Below are 15155 nucleotides of genomic sequence, written 5' to 3'. Positions count from 1 at the left end.
TATATGTTTGGCTATGGTTCTGCGGTTGTTGTAGGACTTTCCATCATTCAGTAACAAAACGCTTAAACAGCCTTTTTTCTTGGAAAGATGATACAAGTAATTAAAAATATCAAAGTTCCGCCCACAAAATCAATAAAATGGTGTTGATAGACAAACAAGACCGAAATGGCGAGTAACAATCCCCATATACCAAATAATGATTTTAAGAATTTGGATTTGACTTCTCTGCAATAAACCTCAGCCGAAAGAAAAGCAAAACTCACATGCAATGACGGACATTGGTTAAAACTACTGTCTATTTTGCCTAATATATAAAAGAAAGATTTTAAAATTTGGTTATCGACTTCGGGTTTGGGAAAATAAAATTTCATTGGAAATATGACAAATAAAGCAGTAGAAACCGCAATTAAAAAGGCTGCCCTCTTTATCAGCAATTTCAAATTGCTTTCGTTCTTTTCCAAAAATATAGTGGCTAAGAAGAAAACCTGAGACGTCATATAAGGCAACATAAATATGGGCAAAAAAGGAATATTCCTTTCCCAGTCCATAAAATATGAAGGCACATTATCGACTGTATAGGTATAAAACTCAGCCCCTTTGTACAAAATGACAAAAAATATCGATATAAAAATTGTATATTTAATCTTTAATTTTGACAGCTTATCCACGTGCAAATTTTCTCCAATCACAATTCCAACATAATCAAAATAGCAGAGTTTCATCACGATATCATATATGGTAATGATATGGAATATCTGACACTATTTGCACATAAGCATTAAATCGTAAGAAAAAATGTAGGGATAAAACAAAATGAAATATCTGATTGATTTTAGGGACGGTATCATTACTTATGAAAATTTATTTTGGTTATTTAAAAACGCCCCTCATGAAGCAATGGATCAACTTCAATTTGAAGAAGATCTATTACAAGTATCTTTCTTTGATGAGAAATACATTTTAGATGTTGGATGGTATCCGAATCCTAGAAAAAACGGGGTATTTAAAGTCTACGTCATTAAAAATTACGATTGGGAAAATCCACTATTTATCCGCTCTCATAAAAATATAAATCATTTGATTCCTATTATCGAACAAGGGATTAACTGTATATATAAGGAATACCTCCATCGGTGAGCCTAGTTTGGGTCATACCCAACCATCACATCCAAGCCTTCACAACAAAAAGGTCGTCTGAAAACCAAACTCCGGTTTTCAGACGACCTCAATCATTCCAAAACTTCAACCAACCTTATTTCAACGCTTCCAGCAGCTTCCCATGTATTCCGCCAAAACCGCCGTTGCTCATCACCAAAATATGGTCGCCTGCTTCGGCATTTTTCACGATTTCGGCGACGAAGGCATCGAAGTCTTTGCCGACGTGCAGCTTGCCGCCCAAAGGTGCGAGGGCTTCGGCGACGTTCCAGTCCACACCGCCAGCGTAGCAGAACACTTGGTCGGCACCTTTGAGGCTTTCGGGCAAGGCGGCTTTCATGGTGCCGAGTTTCATGGTGTTGGAACGCGGCTCAAGGACGGCGAGGATGCGGGCATTTCCGACGCGCTGGCGCAGGCCTTCGATGGTGGTTTCGATGGCGGTCGGGTGGTGGGCGAAGTCGTCGTAAACGGTGATGCCGTTCACCGTGCCTTTGATTTCCATACGGCGTTTGACGTTTTTAAATGCGCTCAAGGCTTCGCAGGCCGTCTGAATATCGACGCCGGCATGACGTGCGGCGGCGATGACGGCAAGCGCGTTCATGCGGTTGTGTCCGCCCATCAAATCCCATGCGACGTGTCCGGCTTTTTGGCCGTCAAGCAACACGTCAAACGAGCCGTCGGCATTGACTTCGCCGACCTGCCAGCCGTGTTCGGTGCCGAATTTTTCCACCGGCGTCCAGCAGCCTTTGTCCAAAGTGTCTTGCAGGCTTTGCTGCTGTCCGTTGCAGACGATTAAGCCTTCGGACGGCACTGTGCGCACAAGGTGGTGGAACTGGGTCTGTATCGCGCCCAAGTCGGCGAAGATGTCGGCGTGGTCGAATTCCAGATTGTTCAACACGGCGGTACGCGGGCGGTAATGCACGAATTTGGAGCGTTTGTCGAAAAAGGCGGTGTCGTATTCGTCGGCTTCGATGACGAAAAACGGCGATTTGCTGTTCGGATCTTGGCGCGGCGTTTGCGGCAGGCGGGCGGAAACGCTGAAGTTTTCGGGTACTCCGCCGATGAGGAAGCCCGGCGCGAGTCCGGCATATTCCAAGACCCATGCGAGCATGGACGCAGTGGTCGTTTTGCCGTGCGTCCCCGCCACGCCGAGCACCCAATGATGGTGCAGCACGTTTTCCGACAGCCATTGCGGGCCGGAAATATAAGGCAGACCGCGGTTCAAAATTGCTTCAACCACATCCATCCCGCGCTTGGCGACATTGCCGATAACGTAAACGTCGGCTTTAAATTCGTCCAACTGCGCGGCATCGAAGCCTTCGTGTACGTCTATGCCCAAGACTTCAAGCTGGGTGCTCATCGGCGGATACATCTTCGCATCGCAACCGCTGACTTTAAACCCCGCTTCTTTGGCAATGGCGGCCACCCCGCCCATAAACGTGCCGCCGATACCGATAATGTGGATGTGTTTCATGATAAGACCGTCTTTTGAATGAAATAATGGGAAAGCCGCCATTATAACGGAGTTTGGATAGTGGGGTCGTCTGAAAAGCGAAGCTGTGGCAAGATGGACAATATAGAAGATTTGAACTGAACAGGAGAAAGCCCATGCCCAAGCTGACACCCCAAATGTTCGCTTTTCTGCAAGCGCCTCAAGCCGAATCCGTCTTGCTGCGGCTCTACACCCAAGCCTTAAAGCAAAACAGGCAGATATTTTTTCATTTTCTGCCCAAGATTTTCAAGCTGTTGGGCAAAGGGCTGGATTGGACGGGGGAAAACGAAAGTTTTTACGAAGACAAATACATCCCCATCGCACCGCAACAAGGCAAGTTTTTGTATATGCAGGCTTTGGCATCGGGAGCAAAAAACATTGTCGAATTCGGGACTTCCTACGGCATTTCGACGCTGTATCTTGCCGCAGCCGCCAAGCGCAACGGCGGGCGCGTCATTACTTGCGAATATCTGCCGCACAAAGCCGCAGCGGCGAGAAAACATTTCCAAGAAGCCGGTTTGGCAGACTATATCGAGCTTCGCGAAGGTGATGCGCTGGAAACCTTAAAAGCCTTAGCCATCTGCCCCGATTTCGTCTTACTCGACGGCTGGCCGGATTTGGTATTCCCCGTATTCAAGCTGCTTGAACCTAATCTTGCCGACCGCGCGGTCATCGCTGTGGATGATGTGGAAGGCTTTTCACCTGCCATGCAGGATTATCTCGATTACGTCCGCCGCCCTGAAAACGGTTATATTTCAAGCACATTAAAACCTTATAAAGCGCTGGAATATACGGTCAAAACAGGCAAACCGAAAAGGTCGTCTGAAAACTCGGTTTAGGCAAAATAGAATTGCCTGACCGGTTTTCAGACGACCTTTTATTGCAATCTTTGCAATCATCACTGCTCGGGCATCATCTCACCTTCACCGCCCATACTGTTTGCCGCATTAACCCGTTCCTGCGCGGCTTTCACTTGATTCTCCAAACCTTTAATCCGTTCTTGATAGCGGGCGTAGTTGCGCTCGTTGCCATAACGGACCTGTTTGCCCTCTTCCAGATTTTTCTGTGCCTGAGCCAATTCGTTTTGCGCTGAAGATGAACCAGGCATTGCGCCGGCTGGTGGAGGCGGCATTTGTTCGGAAGGAGCGTTTCTTGCAGCAGCGCTTGCTGATGCCGAGTGTGCGGACGGTGCGGCGGAGGTATAAACCGAGGGTCTGCCGATATTGCCCGGTTTGCAGTTTTTGCCGCCGGTCTGCGTATAGGTTTTACGCCCTGATTTGTCGATACATTCAAATACGGGGGATGCCGTCGTAGCGGCGGAAAATGCGAGCAGTAATGTGCTTAAAATCAATTTATTCATTCTTATACCTTTCATCAAATTCATCAAAACCATATCCACCATACCACCAAAGCAATAATCATCACCAAATTGGCAATAATAATCGGCTTCCATTGCCGAGATGCGTGGCGCAATTCTGCGCCTGAACGTGTGCGGCGGATGTAGAAAAACGGACTGAGCAGCATGGATGCGGCGCACAACAGAATAATCACGGCATAATAGATTTTTTCGGTTTCCATTTCCTCCGCCCCCGTTTCAGACGACCTATACAAAATATGCTACAATCGCCGGCGATTATAACACCCTGTTTATCTATATTTATAAAGGTTTTACCAATAATGATTTCTACCAACGGCATTACCATGCAGTTCGGCGCGAAGCCGCTGTTTGAAAACGTATCCGTCAAATTCGGCGAAGGCAACCGCTACGGCCTGATCGGTGCGAACGGTTCGGGCAAATCCACCTTCATGAAAATTTTGGGCGGTGATTTGGAACAGACTGCGGGCGAAGTGGCGATTGAAAACGGCGTGCGGCTGGGTAAGCTGCGCCAAGACCAGTTTGCCTACGAAGACATGCGCGTGCTGGACGTGGTGATGATGGGGCACACCGAAATGTGGGCGGCGATGACCGAACGCGACGCGATTTACGCCAACCCCGAAGCCACCGAAGACGACTACATGAAAGCCGCCGAACTGGAAGCCAAGTTCGCCGAATACGACGGCTACACCGCCGAAGCGCGCGCCGCCGAACTGTTGAGCGGCGTGGGCATTTCCGAAGATTTGCACGATGCGACCATGGCCGAAGTCGCCCCGGGCTTCAAGCTGCGCGTATTGCTGGCACAAGCCCTGTTCTCCAAACCCGATGTTCTCTTGCTTGACGAGCCGACCAACAACTTGGACATCAACACCATCCGCTGGCTGGAAGGCGTGTTGAACCAATACGACTCCACCATGATTATCATCTCGCACGACCGTCACTTCTTGAACGAAGTTTGCACCAACATGGCGGATTTGGACTACAACACCATCACCATCTACCCGGGCAACTACGACGACTACATGCTCGCTTCCGCTCAATCACGCGAACGCGCCCTGAAAGACAACGCCAAGGCAAAAGAGAAACTGCAAGAGCTGCAAGAGTTCGTCGCCCGCTTCTCCGCCAACAAATCCAAAGCCCGTCAGGCAACCAGTCGTCTGAAACAGGCTGACAAAATCAAAGCCGAGATGGTCGAAGTCAAACCTTCTACCCGCCAAAACCCTTATATCCGCTTTGAAGCCGATGAAAAAGCCAAGCTGCACCGTCAGGCGGTGGAAGTCGAAAATCTGGCCAAACGCTTTGAAACCCAGTTGTTCAAAAGCCTGAGCTTCATCCTCGAAGCCGGCCAGCGCCTCGCCATCATCGGCCCCAACGGCGCGGGTAAATCCACCCTGCTGAAACTCCTTGCCGGCGCGTTCAACCCCGAATATTCAGACGGCCTCACCCCCGATGCAGGCACCATCAAATGGGCGGAAAAAGCCAACGTCGGCTATTATCCGCAAGACCATGAAAACGACTTCGACGTCGATATGAACCTGAGCGAATGGATGCGCCAATGGGGGCAGGAAGGCGACGACGAACAAGTCATCCGCGGCACTTTGGGACGTTTGCTCTTCGGCAGCAACGACGTGGTGAAAAAAGTGCAGGTTCTCTCCGGCGGCGAAAAAGGCCGCATGCTCTACGGCAAACTCCTGCTGCTGAAACCCAATGTGCTGATTATGGACGAACCCACCAACCACATGGACATGGAAAGCATCGAATCGCTGAACATGGCGCTGGAAAAATACAACGGCACGCTGATTTTCGTATCGCACGACCGCCAGTTCGTCTCCTCGCTCGCCACCCAAATTATCGAGCTGGACGGCAAGGGCGGCTATGAACACTATCTGGGCGATTACGAAAGCTATCTGGAGAAAAAAGGGATTGTGTAAAAAAACATGAACGCCAATCTGCGAAAACCGCTGCAAAACCCGCTTGCGCTCATCGTATTGCCCGCATTGAGCTAGTATCTTACGCAAGACGGTAAGGTACACTTGGTTGATGCCGAACATGCTTATCGCAAAGGTCGTGCAGTTGCCTGGCTATTTAACGAGTTCGGCGTAGCAGGCGTGGGGGCTTTCTAGGCGTTGCCTAGATTGTCTGCCTGTTTTTAGCCATTCGTTCATATCGGGTGTGGCAGCAAAATAAGTAGCAGTAAACAAAAAGCTCAGGCAGTCTGAAAAATGTCTTTCAGACTGCCTGAGCTTTTTAGTCAATAAAGGAAGACAACAAATAAAAAACAAACAGCATAACTATAGTGGATTAACTTTAAACCAGTACGGCGTTGCCTCGCCTTAGCTCAAAGAGAACGATTCTCTAAGGTGCTGAAGCACCAAGTGAATCGGTTCCGTACTATCTGTACTGTCTGCGGCTTCGTCGCCTTGTCCTGATTTAAAGTTAATCCACTATATAGCAAGTTATATCACTAATGCTATAGTTTATAGATAATTCAATATAGTTTAATTACCCTTACTCCTCAAAAATAATTAACTAAATTGTCTATATTCAAAATACATTTAATATGACATATAAAATTTAATTGCACCCCATCCAAAAACAGCTTGAATTACCGTGATTTAACCGATTTTGAAGTTATTTTACTAAGTTAAATATACATGGTCTAAACCCCTCTATGCCGTATTAATTCAAACAACAGCAAAAATGAATTAACCCTTTAAAATATAAGAAAATTAACCTCCCTACCCATATAAAAATATTCCTTAGTCACGGTATTCATTACTTAACTTTTTTCTCTCAAACCGTCCTAATTTCGCCCAATCCCATGATTTAAGTCAGGGAAACAAAATGACTATGCTTGACACTCCACAGGAATGGTTTAACATACAATTTCTTTTTTAACCAAGATTCAAAAAGAGAGACTCATGAAAAAATCAGCTTTATTGGCAACTTTGTTGGCCGCTCTGACCTTGTCCGCATGTGGTGGTGGTTCTTCTGCTGTTTGTGATGAATATGAAAAAGCTTTTGCTGACGCTACTAAAAACGTTGATGCAGCTACAAAAGATATGATGCAAAAATCATTCGAACAAACCAAAGAAGCTTTGAAAAACTTGCCTGCTGACCAACGTGATGCTACTTGTAAAACATCGTTGGATGCGTTGAAAGGCAACGCTCCGGCTGCATCTCCTGAAGATAAAGCAGAAGAAGCTAAAGAAGCAGCAGAAGACGCTAAAGAAGCAGCTGCCGATGCTAAAGAAGAAGCAAAAGATGCTGCTGAAGCAGCTAAAGAAGAAGCCAAATAATACGATACCTTTGGCAGAAAAACGGATTCTGATTACTCAGAGTCCGTTTTTTGTTTATGCCTTTACTGATTAGTTATGTATTAAGTGATTTAATTAATATGAAATATGTATGAAAATTAACTTTCAATATAGTTTATCGAGAAACAAATTTTCGTTCTTATATACAAAACCATCCCTGTGAAGCCATCAGGGTATTGAAATCAAAACACGAGGTCGTCTAAAAATAGTCTTCAGACGACCTTTGATACTAAGTTTCGTTGGGACATGACTCAAGCTACACTTGATTGCTATTAGGTAAACACATCACCTTACGCCAAAAACCCATCACAATTGCCGCCGCAATGATGATGATTCCGTATGGAATCATACCGTCTCCGTTTTCATATACCGCCCGTCCGCCCGGAAAGCCTGTGCGCGCGGTATTGGCAACTGTGTGGCACGCAATCAATACAAATACCGAGCCGCCGCTGCCGTTATACAGCCATACATAGATAATCCTCACGGCAACCGTCCCTGCCAGCCCCCATGCAATCAGTTCGGCAGACTGCCTCACGGTAATCATGGACGGCAAGTGCCACAACGCCCACGGCACCCCGATAATCAGCGCCGTAATGAGCGGGGTAAAACGCCGTTGCAGACTTTCCGTAGCGTAGGCGGCATAGCCCAATTCCTCGGCAACTGCCGCGATAAAGAACATGACGAACGCACCGGCAAGCGGCGCAAACGATACGGATAAGGCAGGTATGGTTTGTCCTGTTTGGCGTATCGCGATATAAGTTAGTAGATAAAGCAGGGGAAAAATCAGTATCGCCGTCCAAAAATAGGCAGAATGCTTTATCCGCCCGTAATCAAACACACGTCCAAACAGTCCGCGCACCGCCGCCATGCCGCCCTCGCGGTAACGCAGTAACGCGGCGGCAACCGTCGGAGTGAGCGCCGCGCCGATGTCGGTCAGCGGCAGATTATCAGGCAGAGGACTGTGTTTGAGAAACAAAGACAGCAGCCAAAACGGTGCGCTCAAAGCGTACACCAGCAGAAAGTATTGCCACGGATGCGAATAACCGGCTGTCGGTTTTTCTGAAGAGGGGTTCTGCATGTTATTCCTGTTCGTTCAGTAAACAAGTTGGCAGGGGAGTAGGTACGGCCTGCTGCTGATGTACAGTATAAAAATATTGCGCGTTTTTTTCTAATTACTATGAAAAGCAGCCTGCACTTCGATTTTTGAAAGTGCAGGCTGCTTTTCATAGAGAGGTCGTCTGAAAATTATTTCTCAGGCAGCTTTGAGATTACAGGTGATATGAGGATTTCGTTGGGTCATGACCCAAGCTGCGTTTGCCGCCAACTGTATTACGGCATGGTTTGGAATCATTTGGTAACAACAAAAACCGCGTGCGTACGTACCGCACACACCCTACACCTTAATCTTAAGGTTTGCGTCGCCTGCAGGTAGGGTGTGTGGCGTAGCCACGCACGCGGTTGGTGGGAATGCAGGCTACGGCTTGCTGACGATTAGTTGGAAAACTTTGGTTTGTAGTCGGGCATTTATGCCCGACTTACCGCTTAAATTTAATCGGGTTCTTTTGATTGGTAGCGATTAATTTCATTTCCGATGTAGATATTATCTGATGTAATTAATATCTCACTACCTTTTCTTTTTTTTTGCAATGAGTAATTAATCTCAAATGAAAATTTTCGATAATTTTTATATAATTCTCGAATCTCTTCGGTATTATCATATGTTATAAGCCATGGTTTAGTTAATTTTGAAATATAGTTGCAAACATTAGCATGATCTTCTGGTTTGTAGAAGTTCGTGTATAAACTAGAACCTTTATTATAGTATGGAGGATCAATAAAGAAGAAAATATTTTTATCCAATAATTCCATATTTTTCATAAAAGAAATAGCATCCATATTGGTTAGAAAAATACGATTTTTATATTTGTTAATACGTAATATTTTGGATATTAGATCCTCTTTATTGAATCTACAATCCATCTTATATGTTCCTGTTTGATTTTTTCCTCCTATAATTCCAGCGCCTTTGATGATGCCGGAACGATTTGTCCGATTAAGAAAGAAGGTGGCAAACCCCAAGGATAAAGGGTCTGATAAGTCACCTTTCTCATAAATTAAACGCTGCTGTTCCCATTCGTTTAAATTTACATTAACTTGATTTATCAAATTAATTAATTCATCAGTGCAATTTAAAACAGAATACCAAAAACTCCAAATAGCAGGATCAATATCATTTATGTAAATATCCTTAACATATCCTGCATATAACAATGCTAAAGCTAAGCCACATCCTCCTGCATATGGTTCAGCATAACTACAATATCTAAGATCGTTATTATGTATAACCCCAGCAAGTAGGTCAAAAAGTACAGATTTTCCACCGGGATATCGAAATGGAGATGTTGATATTTTAGGCATAATATTATTTTTTGTTGAAATTAAATTATTTTTTCTGCGTATATTCGATTGCTAACGCTTTAATTAGTGGATGTATCTCATTAAAATCACTAATTAATTGGAGATCGTTAAACGCAGCCGATTGTTTATCATGCTTGGTAGTATTTCCGTTTTCTGCAATACGACGTAAACATTCTCTGAGAGTCTTAGTTTCATCTTTGTTACCCAACCCCAAAGATTCTAATTTTGTATTAGATAAGAACGATTGAAAATCTACTCCTGCTTTTCTACCATTTAATGCAGTTAAACATTCAATAAATGACCACAACCCTACTGTTAGTAATGGACAATGATCCGCCACCACTAACCGATGTAACGAATTATAAATAGACATTATTTTGTAATTATCTAATTTCTCTAATGCTGTTTCTGTTTCTTTATTATTCTCTAAATATCTAGGTTTAGAAGGAGGGGTTGGTTTGTCACTAGGTTTAGGTTTTTTTTCTGATGGTTCTTCTTTTTCGGGTGAGTTTAATGGGCATGAAGGAATCGTTTCTGTACTCAATCCTTCTATTCCTCTTAATTCGTGTGAATATTTACGAATCTCAGGAGCATTAAAACGAGTATTAACCTTCCCTGATTTTAAATCAGAAATAAATTTTCTTAAAATTAAGTCAAAATTATCTTCATCTCTAATTCTTTGTAATTCATCATTTTTACTTGTATCTATACCTAATGCATCTTTAAATAAAGGATTTGTAATAAATCTTTGTACTGTAGAAATTTTATTAGTTCTCTCTTCGGGTGAAATCATGTTTTTCTTTTGTGCATAATCTAACAGTTGTTGAGCCATTAAATTTTTTATATCTCCAGTGAATCGTGTTTTTTGTTCTGCATTCCATTGTTTTCTACCAATTCCACCCTGTAAGCCACCATGTACTCTTTCTAACCAACCTGATACTGCCTCCCTATCATTAAAAATAACGGCAGGAATTTTTTCTATAGGTGTCCATTTTTGGCTTATCGCTTTAAAATTTTTGCGCTCATTGCTTGGTGCTAATTCTGGATCATCTAATAATTTTAATGCGCATAAACGACGATTTCCTTCCGCAATAATATATGTTTGCGCTCCATCATCACTGTAATTGTCAGTATTAGGAATTATAGCCATAATTTCAAGAGGGTTAACCCCCATTATGACAATATCTTGTGCTAAGGCAAAGACATATTCATTTTGACATAAGTATTCAATTACTTCTTCTTGGGACTGATATGGTTCATGTCTAGGATTCTCCAAGTCCAAAAAAATATCTTTAATATTAATTTGTTTAATTTCCATTACATTTTCCTTTATATTAAATTAATCTTTGTTTCTATTTTAAGGCAGCCTGAAACCTTTCAGGCTGCCTTTCTCACATCAAGCCAGCTTCGCGTTAACCCAATCTTTCACGCCACCCAACACGGCGGGCAGTTTCGCAGCATCTGTTCCACCGGCTTGCGCCAAATCCGGTCTTCCGCCGCCTTTGCCGCCGACTTGTTCGGCTGCGAATTTGACCAAATCGCCGGCTTTCACTTTTCCGGTCAGGGCTTTGGATACGCCGGCGCACAAGGATACTTTGCCGTCGTTCACTGCCGCCAAAAGAATCACGGCGTTGTCGGATTTGCCGGTTAAATCGGTAACGATTTCGCGCAGGGCGGCTGCGTCGGCTTCGATTTGGGCGACGACGAGTTTGGCTGCGCCCAAGTCTTTAGCGTTGTCCAAGAGTTTTGCGCCTGCGTGGACGGCGAGTTCGGCTTTGGTTTTTGCTAACTCTTTTTCCAAAGCTTTGGCGTTTGCGGCGTTGGCTTGGATTTTGGCGAGTACGTCTTTTTCGGTTTGGGCTTTGACTTCGGCGATGATGTTTTTCATCAGGCTTTCTTGGTTTTGCGCCCATGCCAGCGCGGCAAGGCCGGTGATGGCTTCTACGCGGCGGATGCCTGCGGCGATGCCGCCTTCGCTGATGATTTTGAAGAAGCCGATGTCGCCGGTGCGGGCAACGTGGGTGCCGCCGCACAGTTCGGTGGAGTAGTCGCCCATGGTGATGACGCGGACGAAGTCGCCGTATTTTTCGCCGAAGAGCATCATGGCGCCTGATTTTTGCGCGTCTTCAATGGACATGGTTTCCACTTTGACGGGCACGTTGGCAATAATCGCGGCGTTGACGCGGCGTTCGACTTCGGCGATTTCTTCCGCGCTGATGCCTTGCGGATGGGAGATGTCGAAGCGGGTCAGCTCGGCGTTTTGCAGGCTGCCTTTTTGTTCGACGTGTGTGCCCAAAACATCGCGCAGGGCTTTGTGCATCAGGTGGGTCACGCTGTGGTTGCGCATGATGCTGTCGCGGATGTCGTTGTCGATTTCGGCGGATACGGCATCGCCCACTTTCAGACGGCCTGATACAACCGCGCCGAATTGTCCGTGTACGGCGGCTTTGATTTTCTGCGTGTCTTCGACACGGAAGCGGTTTTCGCCTGCGAAGATAAAGCCCACGTCGCCGACTTGGCCGCCGCTTTCGGCATAGAACGGGGTTTGTTCCAAAACAACCACGCCTGCTTCGCCTGCTTGGAGTTCGTCCACGGCTTCGCTGCCTTTGTATAAGGCGATGATTTTGGTGTCTTGGCTGCGTTTTTCGTAGCCGGTGAACTCGGTGTCCGCGCCTGTGTAGTCCAGTTGCGCGTTGGCTTTGAAGTTTTGCGCGGCGCGGGCGCGGGCGCGTTGGGCTTCCATTTCGCGGTTGAAGCCGTCTTCGTCCAAATCAATATTGCGTTCTCGGCAGATGTCGGCGGTCAAATCGTATGGGAAGCCGTAGGTGTCGTAGAGTTTAAAGATGATTTCGCCGTCTAATTTGTTGCTGCCTTTGGTCAAGGCGTTTTCCAGCAAAGCCATGCCGGTTTCCAAAGTTTGGGCAAAGCGGCTTTCTTCGTTTTTCAGGGCTTCTTCGATTTGCGCTTGTTTCTCTTTCAACTCGGGATACGCGTCGCCCATTGCTTTGACCAAATCAGGCACGAGTTTGTAGAAAAACGCCTGTTTCTGACCGAGTTTGTAACCGTGGCGTACGGCGCGGCGGATGATGCGGCGTAGGACATAGCCGCGGCCTTCGTTGGACGGCATCACGCCGTCGGCAATCAGGAAGGAGCAGGAGCGGATGTGGTCGGCAACGACTTTCAGGCTCGGCTCGTCCATGCTGAACGGCGCGCCGGTTTCGCGGGCAACGGCTTTGAGCAGGTCTTGGAACAGGTCGATTTCGTAGTTGCTGTGGACGTGCTGCATCACGGCCGCCATGCGCTCCAAGCCCATGCCGGTATCGACGGACGGCTTGGGCAGCGGGTTCATGTTGCCTTGCTCGTCGCGATTGAACTGCATAAACACGCAGTTCCAAATTTCAATCCAGCGGTCGCCGTCTTCTTCAGGGCTGCCGGGAATGCCGCCCCAGATTTCTTCGCCGTGGTCGTAGAAGATTTCGGAACACGGACCGCAGGGTCCGGTGTCGCCCATCTGCCAGAAGTTGTCGGACGCGTATTTCGCGCCTTTGTTGTCGCCGATGCGGACGATGCGCTCGGCAGGCATACCGATTTCGTTCAGCCAGATGTTGTAGGCTTCGTCGTCTTCGGCATACACGGTCGCCAAGAGTTTGTCTTTGGGGATGTTCAGCCATTCGAGGGAAGTGAGGAACTCCCAAGCGAAGTGGATGGCGTCGCGTTTGAAGTAGTCGCCGAAGGAGAAGTTGCCCATCATTTCAAAAAAGGTATGGTGGCGGGCGGTGTAGCCGACGTTTTCCAAGTCGTTGTGTTTGCCGCCTGCGCGTACGCATTTTTGCGCGGTGGTGGCGCGGTTGTATGGGCGTTTGTCGAAGCCGAGGAACACGTCTTTAAACTGGTTCATACCGGCGTTGGTAAACAGCAGCGTCGGGTCGTCGTGCGGCACGAGGCTGGAAGAGCGGACGATGGTGTGGTTTTTGGATTCGAAGAATTTTAGGAATTTTTGGCGTAGTTCGGAGGTTTTCATGATGTTTCGATGTCTCTACTAAAAAGGTTTCAGACGACCTTCCCGGCCGTATGTAATTGTGGAAAGAAAATGGGTGCTATATTACCGCAAAACCTTGTTTCTAGCTATTGAATCAGGGACTTTCAGACGACCTTCCGACTATCGCCCCAATGGAAATTGCTATCAGATAGTGCGTGCCTGATTTATAATCCCTTACTTTCCCTTCCACCCGATATGCAAGGAATGATAATGACCAAACATCTGCCACTCATCGCCCTGACCGCCGTCATGCTCGCCGCCTGCGGAGGTTCGGATAAAAATACCTCCGACAAAGCGGGTCAGGCGGGAAACCAAAATGTATTGAGGATTTATAACTGGTCGGAATACGTCGATCCCGAAACCGTCGCCGATTTTGAAAAGAAAAACGGTATCAAGGTAACTTACGACGTGTACGACAGCGATGAGACGCTGGAAAGTAAAGTATTGACCGGAAAATCAGGCTACGACATCGTCGGTCCGTCCAATACCTTCGTCGGCAGGCAGATTAAGGCAGGTGCTTATCAAAAAATCGACAAATCCCTGATTCCCAACTATAAAAACCTCAACCCCAAATTGATGAAACTGATGGAAGGCGTCGATCCGAGCCACGAGTACGCCGTTCCGTTTTATTGGGGAACGAATACCTTCGCCATCAATACCGAGCGCGTGAAAAAAGCCTTGGGCACGGACAAACTGCCGGACAACCAATGGGATTTGGTGTTCAACCCCGAATACACATCCAAGCTCAAACAATGCGGCATCAGCTACTTGGACAGCGCGGCGGAAATTTATCCTATGGTGTTGAACTACATGGGTAAAAACCCCAACAGCAACGATACCGAAGACATCAAAGCGGCAACCGAGCTGCTCAAGAAAAACCGCCCCAATATCAAACGCTTTACCTCGTCGGGCTTCATTGACGACTTGGCGCGCGGCGATACCTGCGTTACCATCGGCTTCGGCGGCGACTTGAACATCGCCAGACGGCGTGCCGAAGAAGCGGGCGGCAAAGAAAAAATCCGCGTCATGATGCCCAAAGAAGGCGTGGGGATTTGGGTGGACTCCTTCGTTATCCCGAAAGATGCGAAAAACGTCGCCAACGCCCACAAATACATCAACGACTTCCTCGACCCCGAAGTCGCCGCGAAAAACGGCAATTTCGTCACCTATGCCCCTTCCAGCAAACCCGCACGCGAATTGATGGAAGCCGAGTTCAGAGACGACCGCACCATTTTCCCGAGCGACGAAGATTTGAAAAACAGCTTCATCATGGTCCCTATCCAGCCCACCATTTTGAAATTCATGGTCCGCCAATGGCAGGGCGTGAAAGCCGGAAAATAACTTGATACGGATGGATTA

General features: G+C 46.8%; 13 protein-coding genes. 5 read left to right on the top strand and 8 right to left on the bottom strand.

Going from position 1 to position 15155, the window contains the following annotated elements; translation table 11 throughout:
• Positions 1-62: 62 nt before the first annotated feature.
• Positions 63-722 carry a phosphatase PAP2 family protein gene (locus tag AAG834_RS02365; RefSeq protein WP_342031128.1) on the bottom strand — a complete coding sequence of 220 codons (660 nt, stop codon included), beginning with the start codon at positions 720-722 and terminating at the stop codon, positions 63-65.
• A 91-nt stretch (positions 723-813) separates the two neighbouring features.
• Here AAG834_RS02365 and AAG834_RS02360 point away from each other — a divergent pair, with 91 nt between their 5' ends.
• The gene (locus AAG834_RS02360) at positions 814-1137 is read left to right on the top strand and encodes a hypothetical protein (protein ID WP_342031127.1); all 324 of its coding nucleotides are present in this window, start codon (positions 814-816) and stop codon (positions 1135-1137) included.
• Positions 1138-1252: 115 nt separating this feature from the next.
• Here the strand turns inward: AAG834_RS02360 and mpl are convergent, their stop codons facing one another.
• On the bottom strand, positions 1253-2629 hold the full coding sequence (mpl, locus tag AAG834_RS02355; RefSeq protein WP_342031126.1) for a UDP-N-acetylmuramate:L-alanyl-gamma-D-glutamyl-meso-diaminopimelate ligase: 1377 nt from the start codon (positions 2627-2629) through the stop codon (positions 1253-1255).
• A 134-nt stretch (positions 2630-2763) separates the two neighbouring features.
• Between mpl and AAG834_RS02350 the strand changes: the two genes are divergently transcribed.
• Positions 2764-3486, top strand: coding sequence for an O-methyltransferase (locus AAG834_RS02350; protein WP_342031125.1), 723 nt, complete (start codon positions 2764-2766; stop codon positions 3484-3486).
• A 59-nt stretch (positions 3487-3545) separates the two neighbouring features.
• Here the strand turns inward: AAG834_RS02350 and AAG834_RS02345 are convergent, their stop codons facing one another.
• On the bottom strand, positions 3546-4007 hold the full coding sequence (locus AAG834_RS02345; protein ID WP_342031124.1) for a lipoic acid synthetase: 462 nt from the start codon (positions 4005-4007) through the stop codon (positions 3546-3548).
• A 23-nt stretch (positions 4008-4030) separates the two neighbouring features.
• On the bottom strand, positions 4031-4225 hold the full coding sequence (locus AAG834_RS02340) for a hypothetical protein (RefSeq protein ID WP_342031123.1): 195 nt from the start codon (positions 4223-4225) through the stop codon (positions 4031-4033).
• A 99-nt stretch (positions 4226-4324) separates the two neighbouring features.
• Here AAG834_RS02340 and AAG834_RS02335 point away from each other — a divergent pair, with 99 nt between their 5' ends.
• Together AAG834_RS02335 and AAG834_RS02330 are read left to right on the top strand one after the other, a co-directional pair.
• Positions 4325-5953, top strand: a complete 1629-nt coding sequence (locus AAG834_RS02335; protein WP_342031122.1) for an ABC-F family ATPase — start codon at positions 4325-4327, stop codon at positions 5951-5953.
• A gap of 990 nt (positions 5954-6943) precedes the next feature.
• On the top strand, positions 6944-7321 hold the full coding sequence (locus AAG834_RS02330; protein WP_003768017.1) for a DUF5339 family protein: 378 nt from the start codon (positions 6944-6946) through the stop codon (positions 7319-7321).
• A gap of 274 nt (positions 7322-7595) precedes the next feature.
• Here AAG834_RS02330 and AAG834_RS02325 read toward each other — a convergent pair whose 3' ends face one another.
• From AAG834_RS02325 to alaS, 4 genes are all read right to left on the bottom strand, one after another.
• Complete coding sequence (locus AAG834_RS02325) at positions 7596-8417, bottom strand: CPBP family intramembrane glutamic endopeptidase (RefSeq protein ID WP_342031121.1); 822 nt, start codon at positions 8415-8417, stop codon at positions 7596-7598.
• Between the two features lie 470 nt (positions 8418-8887).
• Entirely contained in the window at positions 8888-9757 is an 870-nt protein-coding gene (locus AAG834_RS02320; protein ID WP_107992471.1) for a DNA adenine methylase, read from the bottom strand.
• Positions 9758-9782: 25 nt separating this feature from the next.
• Positions 9783-11075 carry a hypothetical protein gene (locus AAG834_RS02315; RefSeq protein ID WP_250580238.1) on the bottom strand — a complete coding sequence of 431 codons (1293 nt, stop codon included), beginning with the start codon at positions 11073-11075 and terminating at the stop codon, positions 9783-9785.
• Between the two features lie 78 nt (positions 11076-11153).
• Positions 11154-13778 carry an alanine--tRNA ligase gene (gene alaS, locus AAG834_RS02310; RefSeq protein WP_342031120.1) on the bottom strand — a complete coding sequence of 875 codons (2625 nt, stop codon included), beginning with the start codon at positions 13776-13778 and terminating at the stop codon, positions 11154-11156.
• Positions 13779-14006: 228 nt separating this feature from the next.
• On the opposite strand from alaS, the gene AAG834_RS02305 reads away from it, so the two are divergent.
• Positions 14007-15137, top strand: coding sequence for a polyamine ABC transporter substrate-binding protein (locus tag AAG834_RS02305; protein ID WP_342031119.1), 1131 nt, complete (start codon positions 14007-14009; stop codon positions 15135-15137).
• The last annotated feature ends 18 nt before the right edge of the window (positions 15138-15155 follow it).

It is taken from the genome of Neisseria sp. Marseille-Q2251 (assembly GCF_940793045.1).
Classification (GTDB): Bacteria; Pseudomonadota; Gammaproteobacteria; order Burkholderiales; family Neisseriaceae; genus Neisseria.
Note: the sequence above shows the minus strand (reverse complement) of the source record. Positions and strands in the feature narration are given on the sequence as shown.

Bases quoted from the DNA above. Each gene is read 5' to 3' on its own strand.
- AAG834_RS02360 (WP_342031127.1), top strand. From the start codon at position 814: ATGAAATATCTGATTGATTTTAGGGACGGTATCATTACTTATGAAAAT.
- AAG834_RS02305 (WP_342031119.1), top strand. From the start codon at position 14,007: ATGACCAAACATCTGCCACTCATCGCCCTGACCGCCGTCATGCTCGCC.
- AAG834_RS02320 (WP_107992471.1), bottom strand. From the start codon at position 9,757: ATGCCTAAAATATCAACATCTCCATTTCGATATCCCGGTGGAAAATCT.
- AAG834_RS02350 (WP_342031125.1), top strand. From the start codon at position 2,764: ATGCCCAAGCTGACACCCCAAATGTTCGCTTTTCTGCAAGCGCCTCAA.
- AAG834_RS02335 (WP_342031122.1), top strand. From the start codon at position 4,325: ATGATTTCTACCAACGGCATTACCATGCAGTTCGGCGCGAAGCCGCTG.
- AAG834_RS02315 (WP_250580238.1), bottom strand. From the start codon at position 11,075: ATGGAAATTAAACAAATTAATATTAAAGATATTTTTTTGGACTTGGAG.
- AAG834_RS02330 (WP_003768017.1), top strand. From the start codon at position 6,944: ATGAAAAAATCAGCTTTATTGGCAACTTTGTTGGCCGCTCTGACCTTG.
- AAG834_RS02325 (WP_342031121.1), bottom strand. From the start codon at position 8,417: ATGCAGAACCCCTCTTCAGAAAAACCGACAGCCGGTTATTCGCATCCG.
- alaS (WP_342031120.1), bottom strand. From the start codon at position 13,778: ATGAAAACCTCCGAACTACGCCAAAAATTCCTAAAATTCTTCGAATCC.
- AAG834_RS02340 (WP_342031123.1), bottom strand. From the start codon at position 4,225: ATGGAAACCGAAAAAATCTATTATGCCGTGATTATTCTGTTGTGCGCC.
- AAG834_RS02345 (WP_342031124.1), bottom strand. From the start codon at position 4,007: ATGAATAAATTGATTTTAAGCACATTACTGCTCGCATTTTCCGCCGCT.
- AAG834_RS02365 (WP_342031128.1), bottom strand. From the start codon at position 722: ATGAAACTCTGCTATTTTGATTATGTTGGAATTGTGATTGGAGAAAAT.
- mpl (WP_342031126.1), bottom strand. From the start codon at position 2,629: ATGAAACACATCCACATTATCGGTATCGGCGGCACGTTTATGGGCGGG.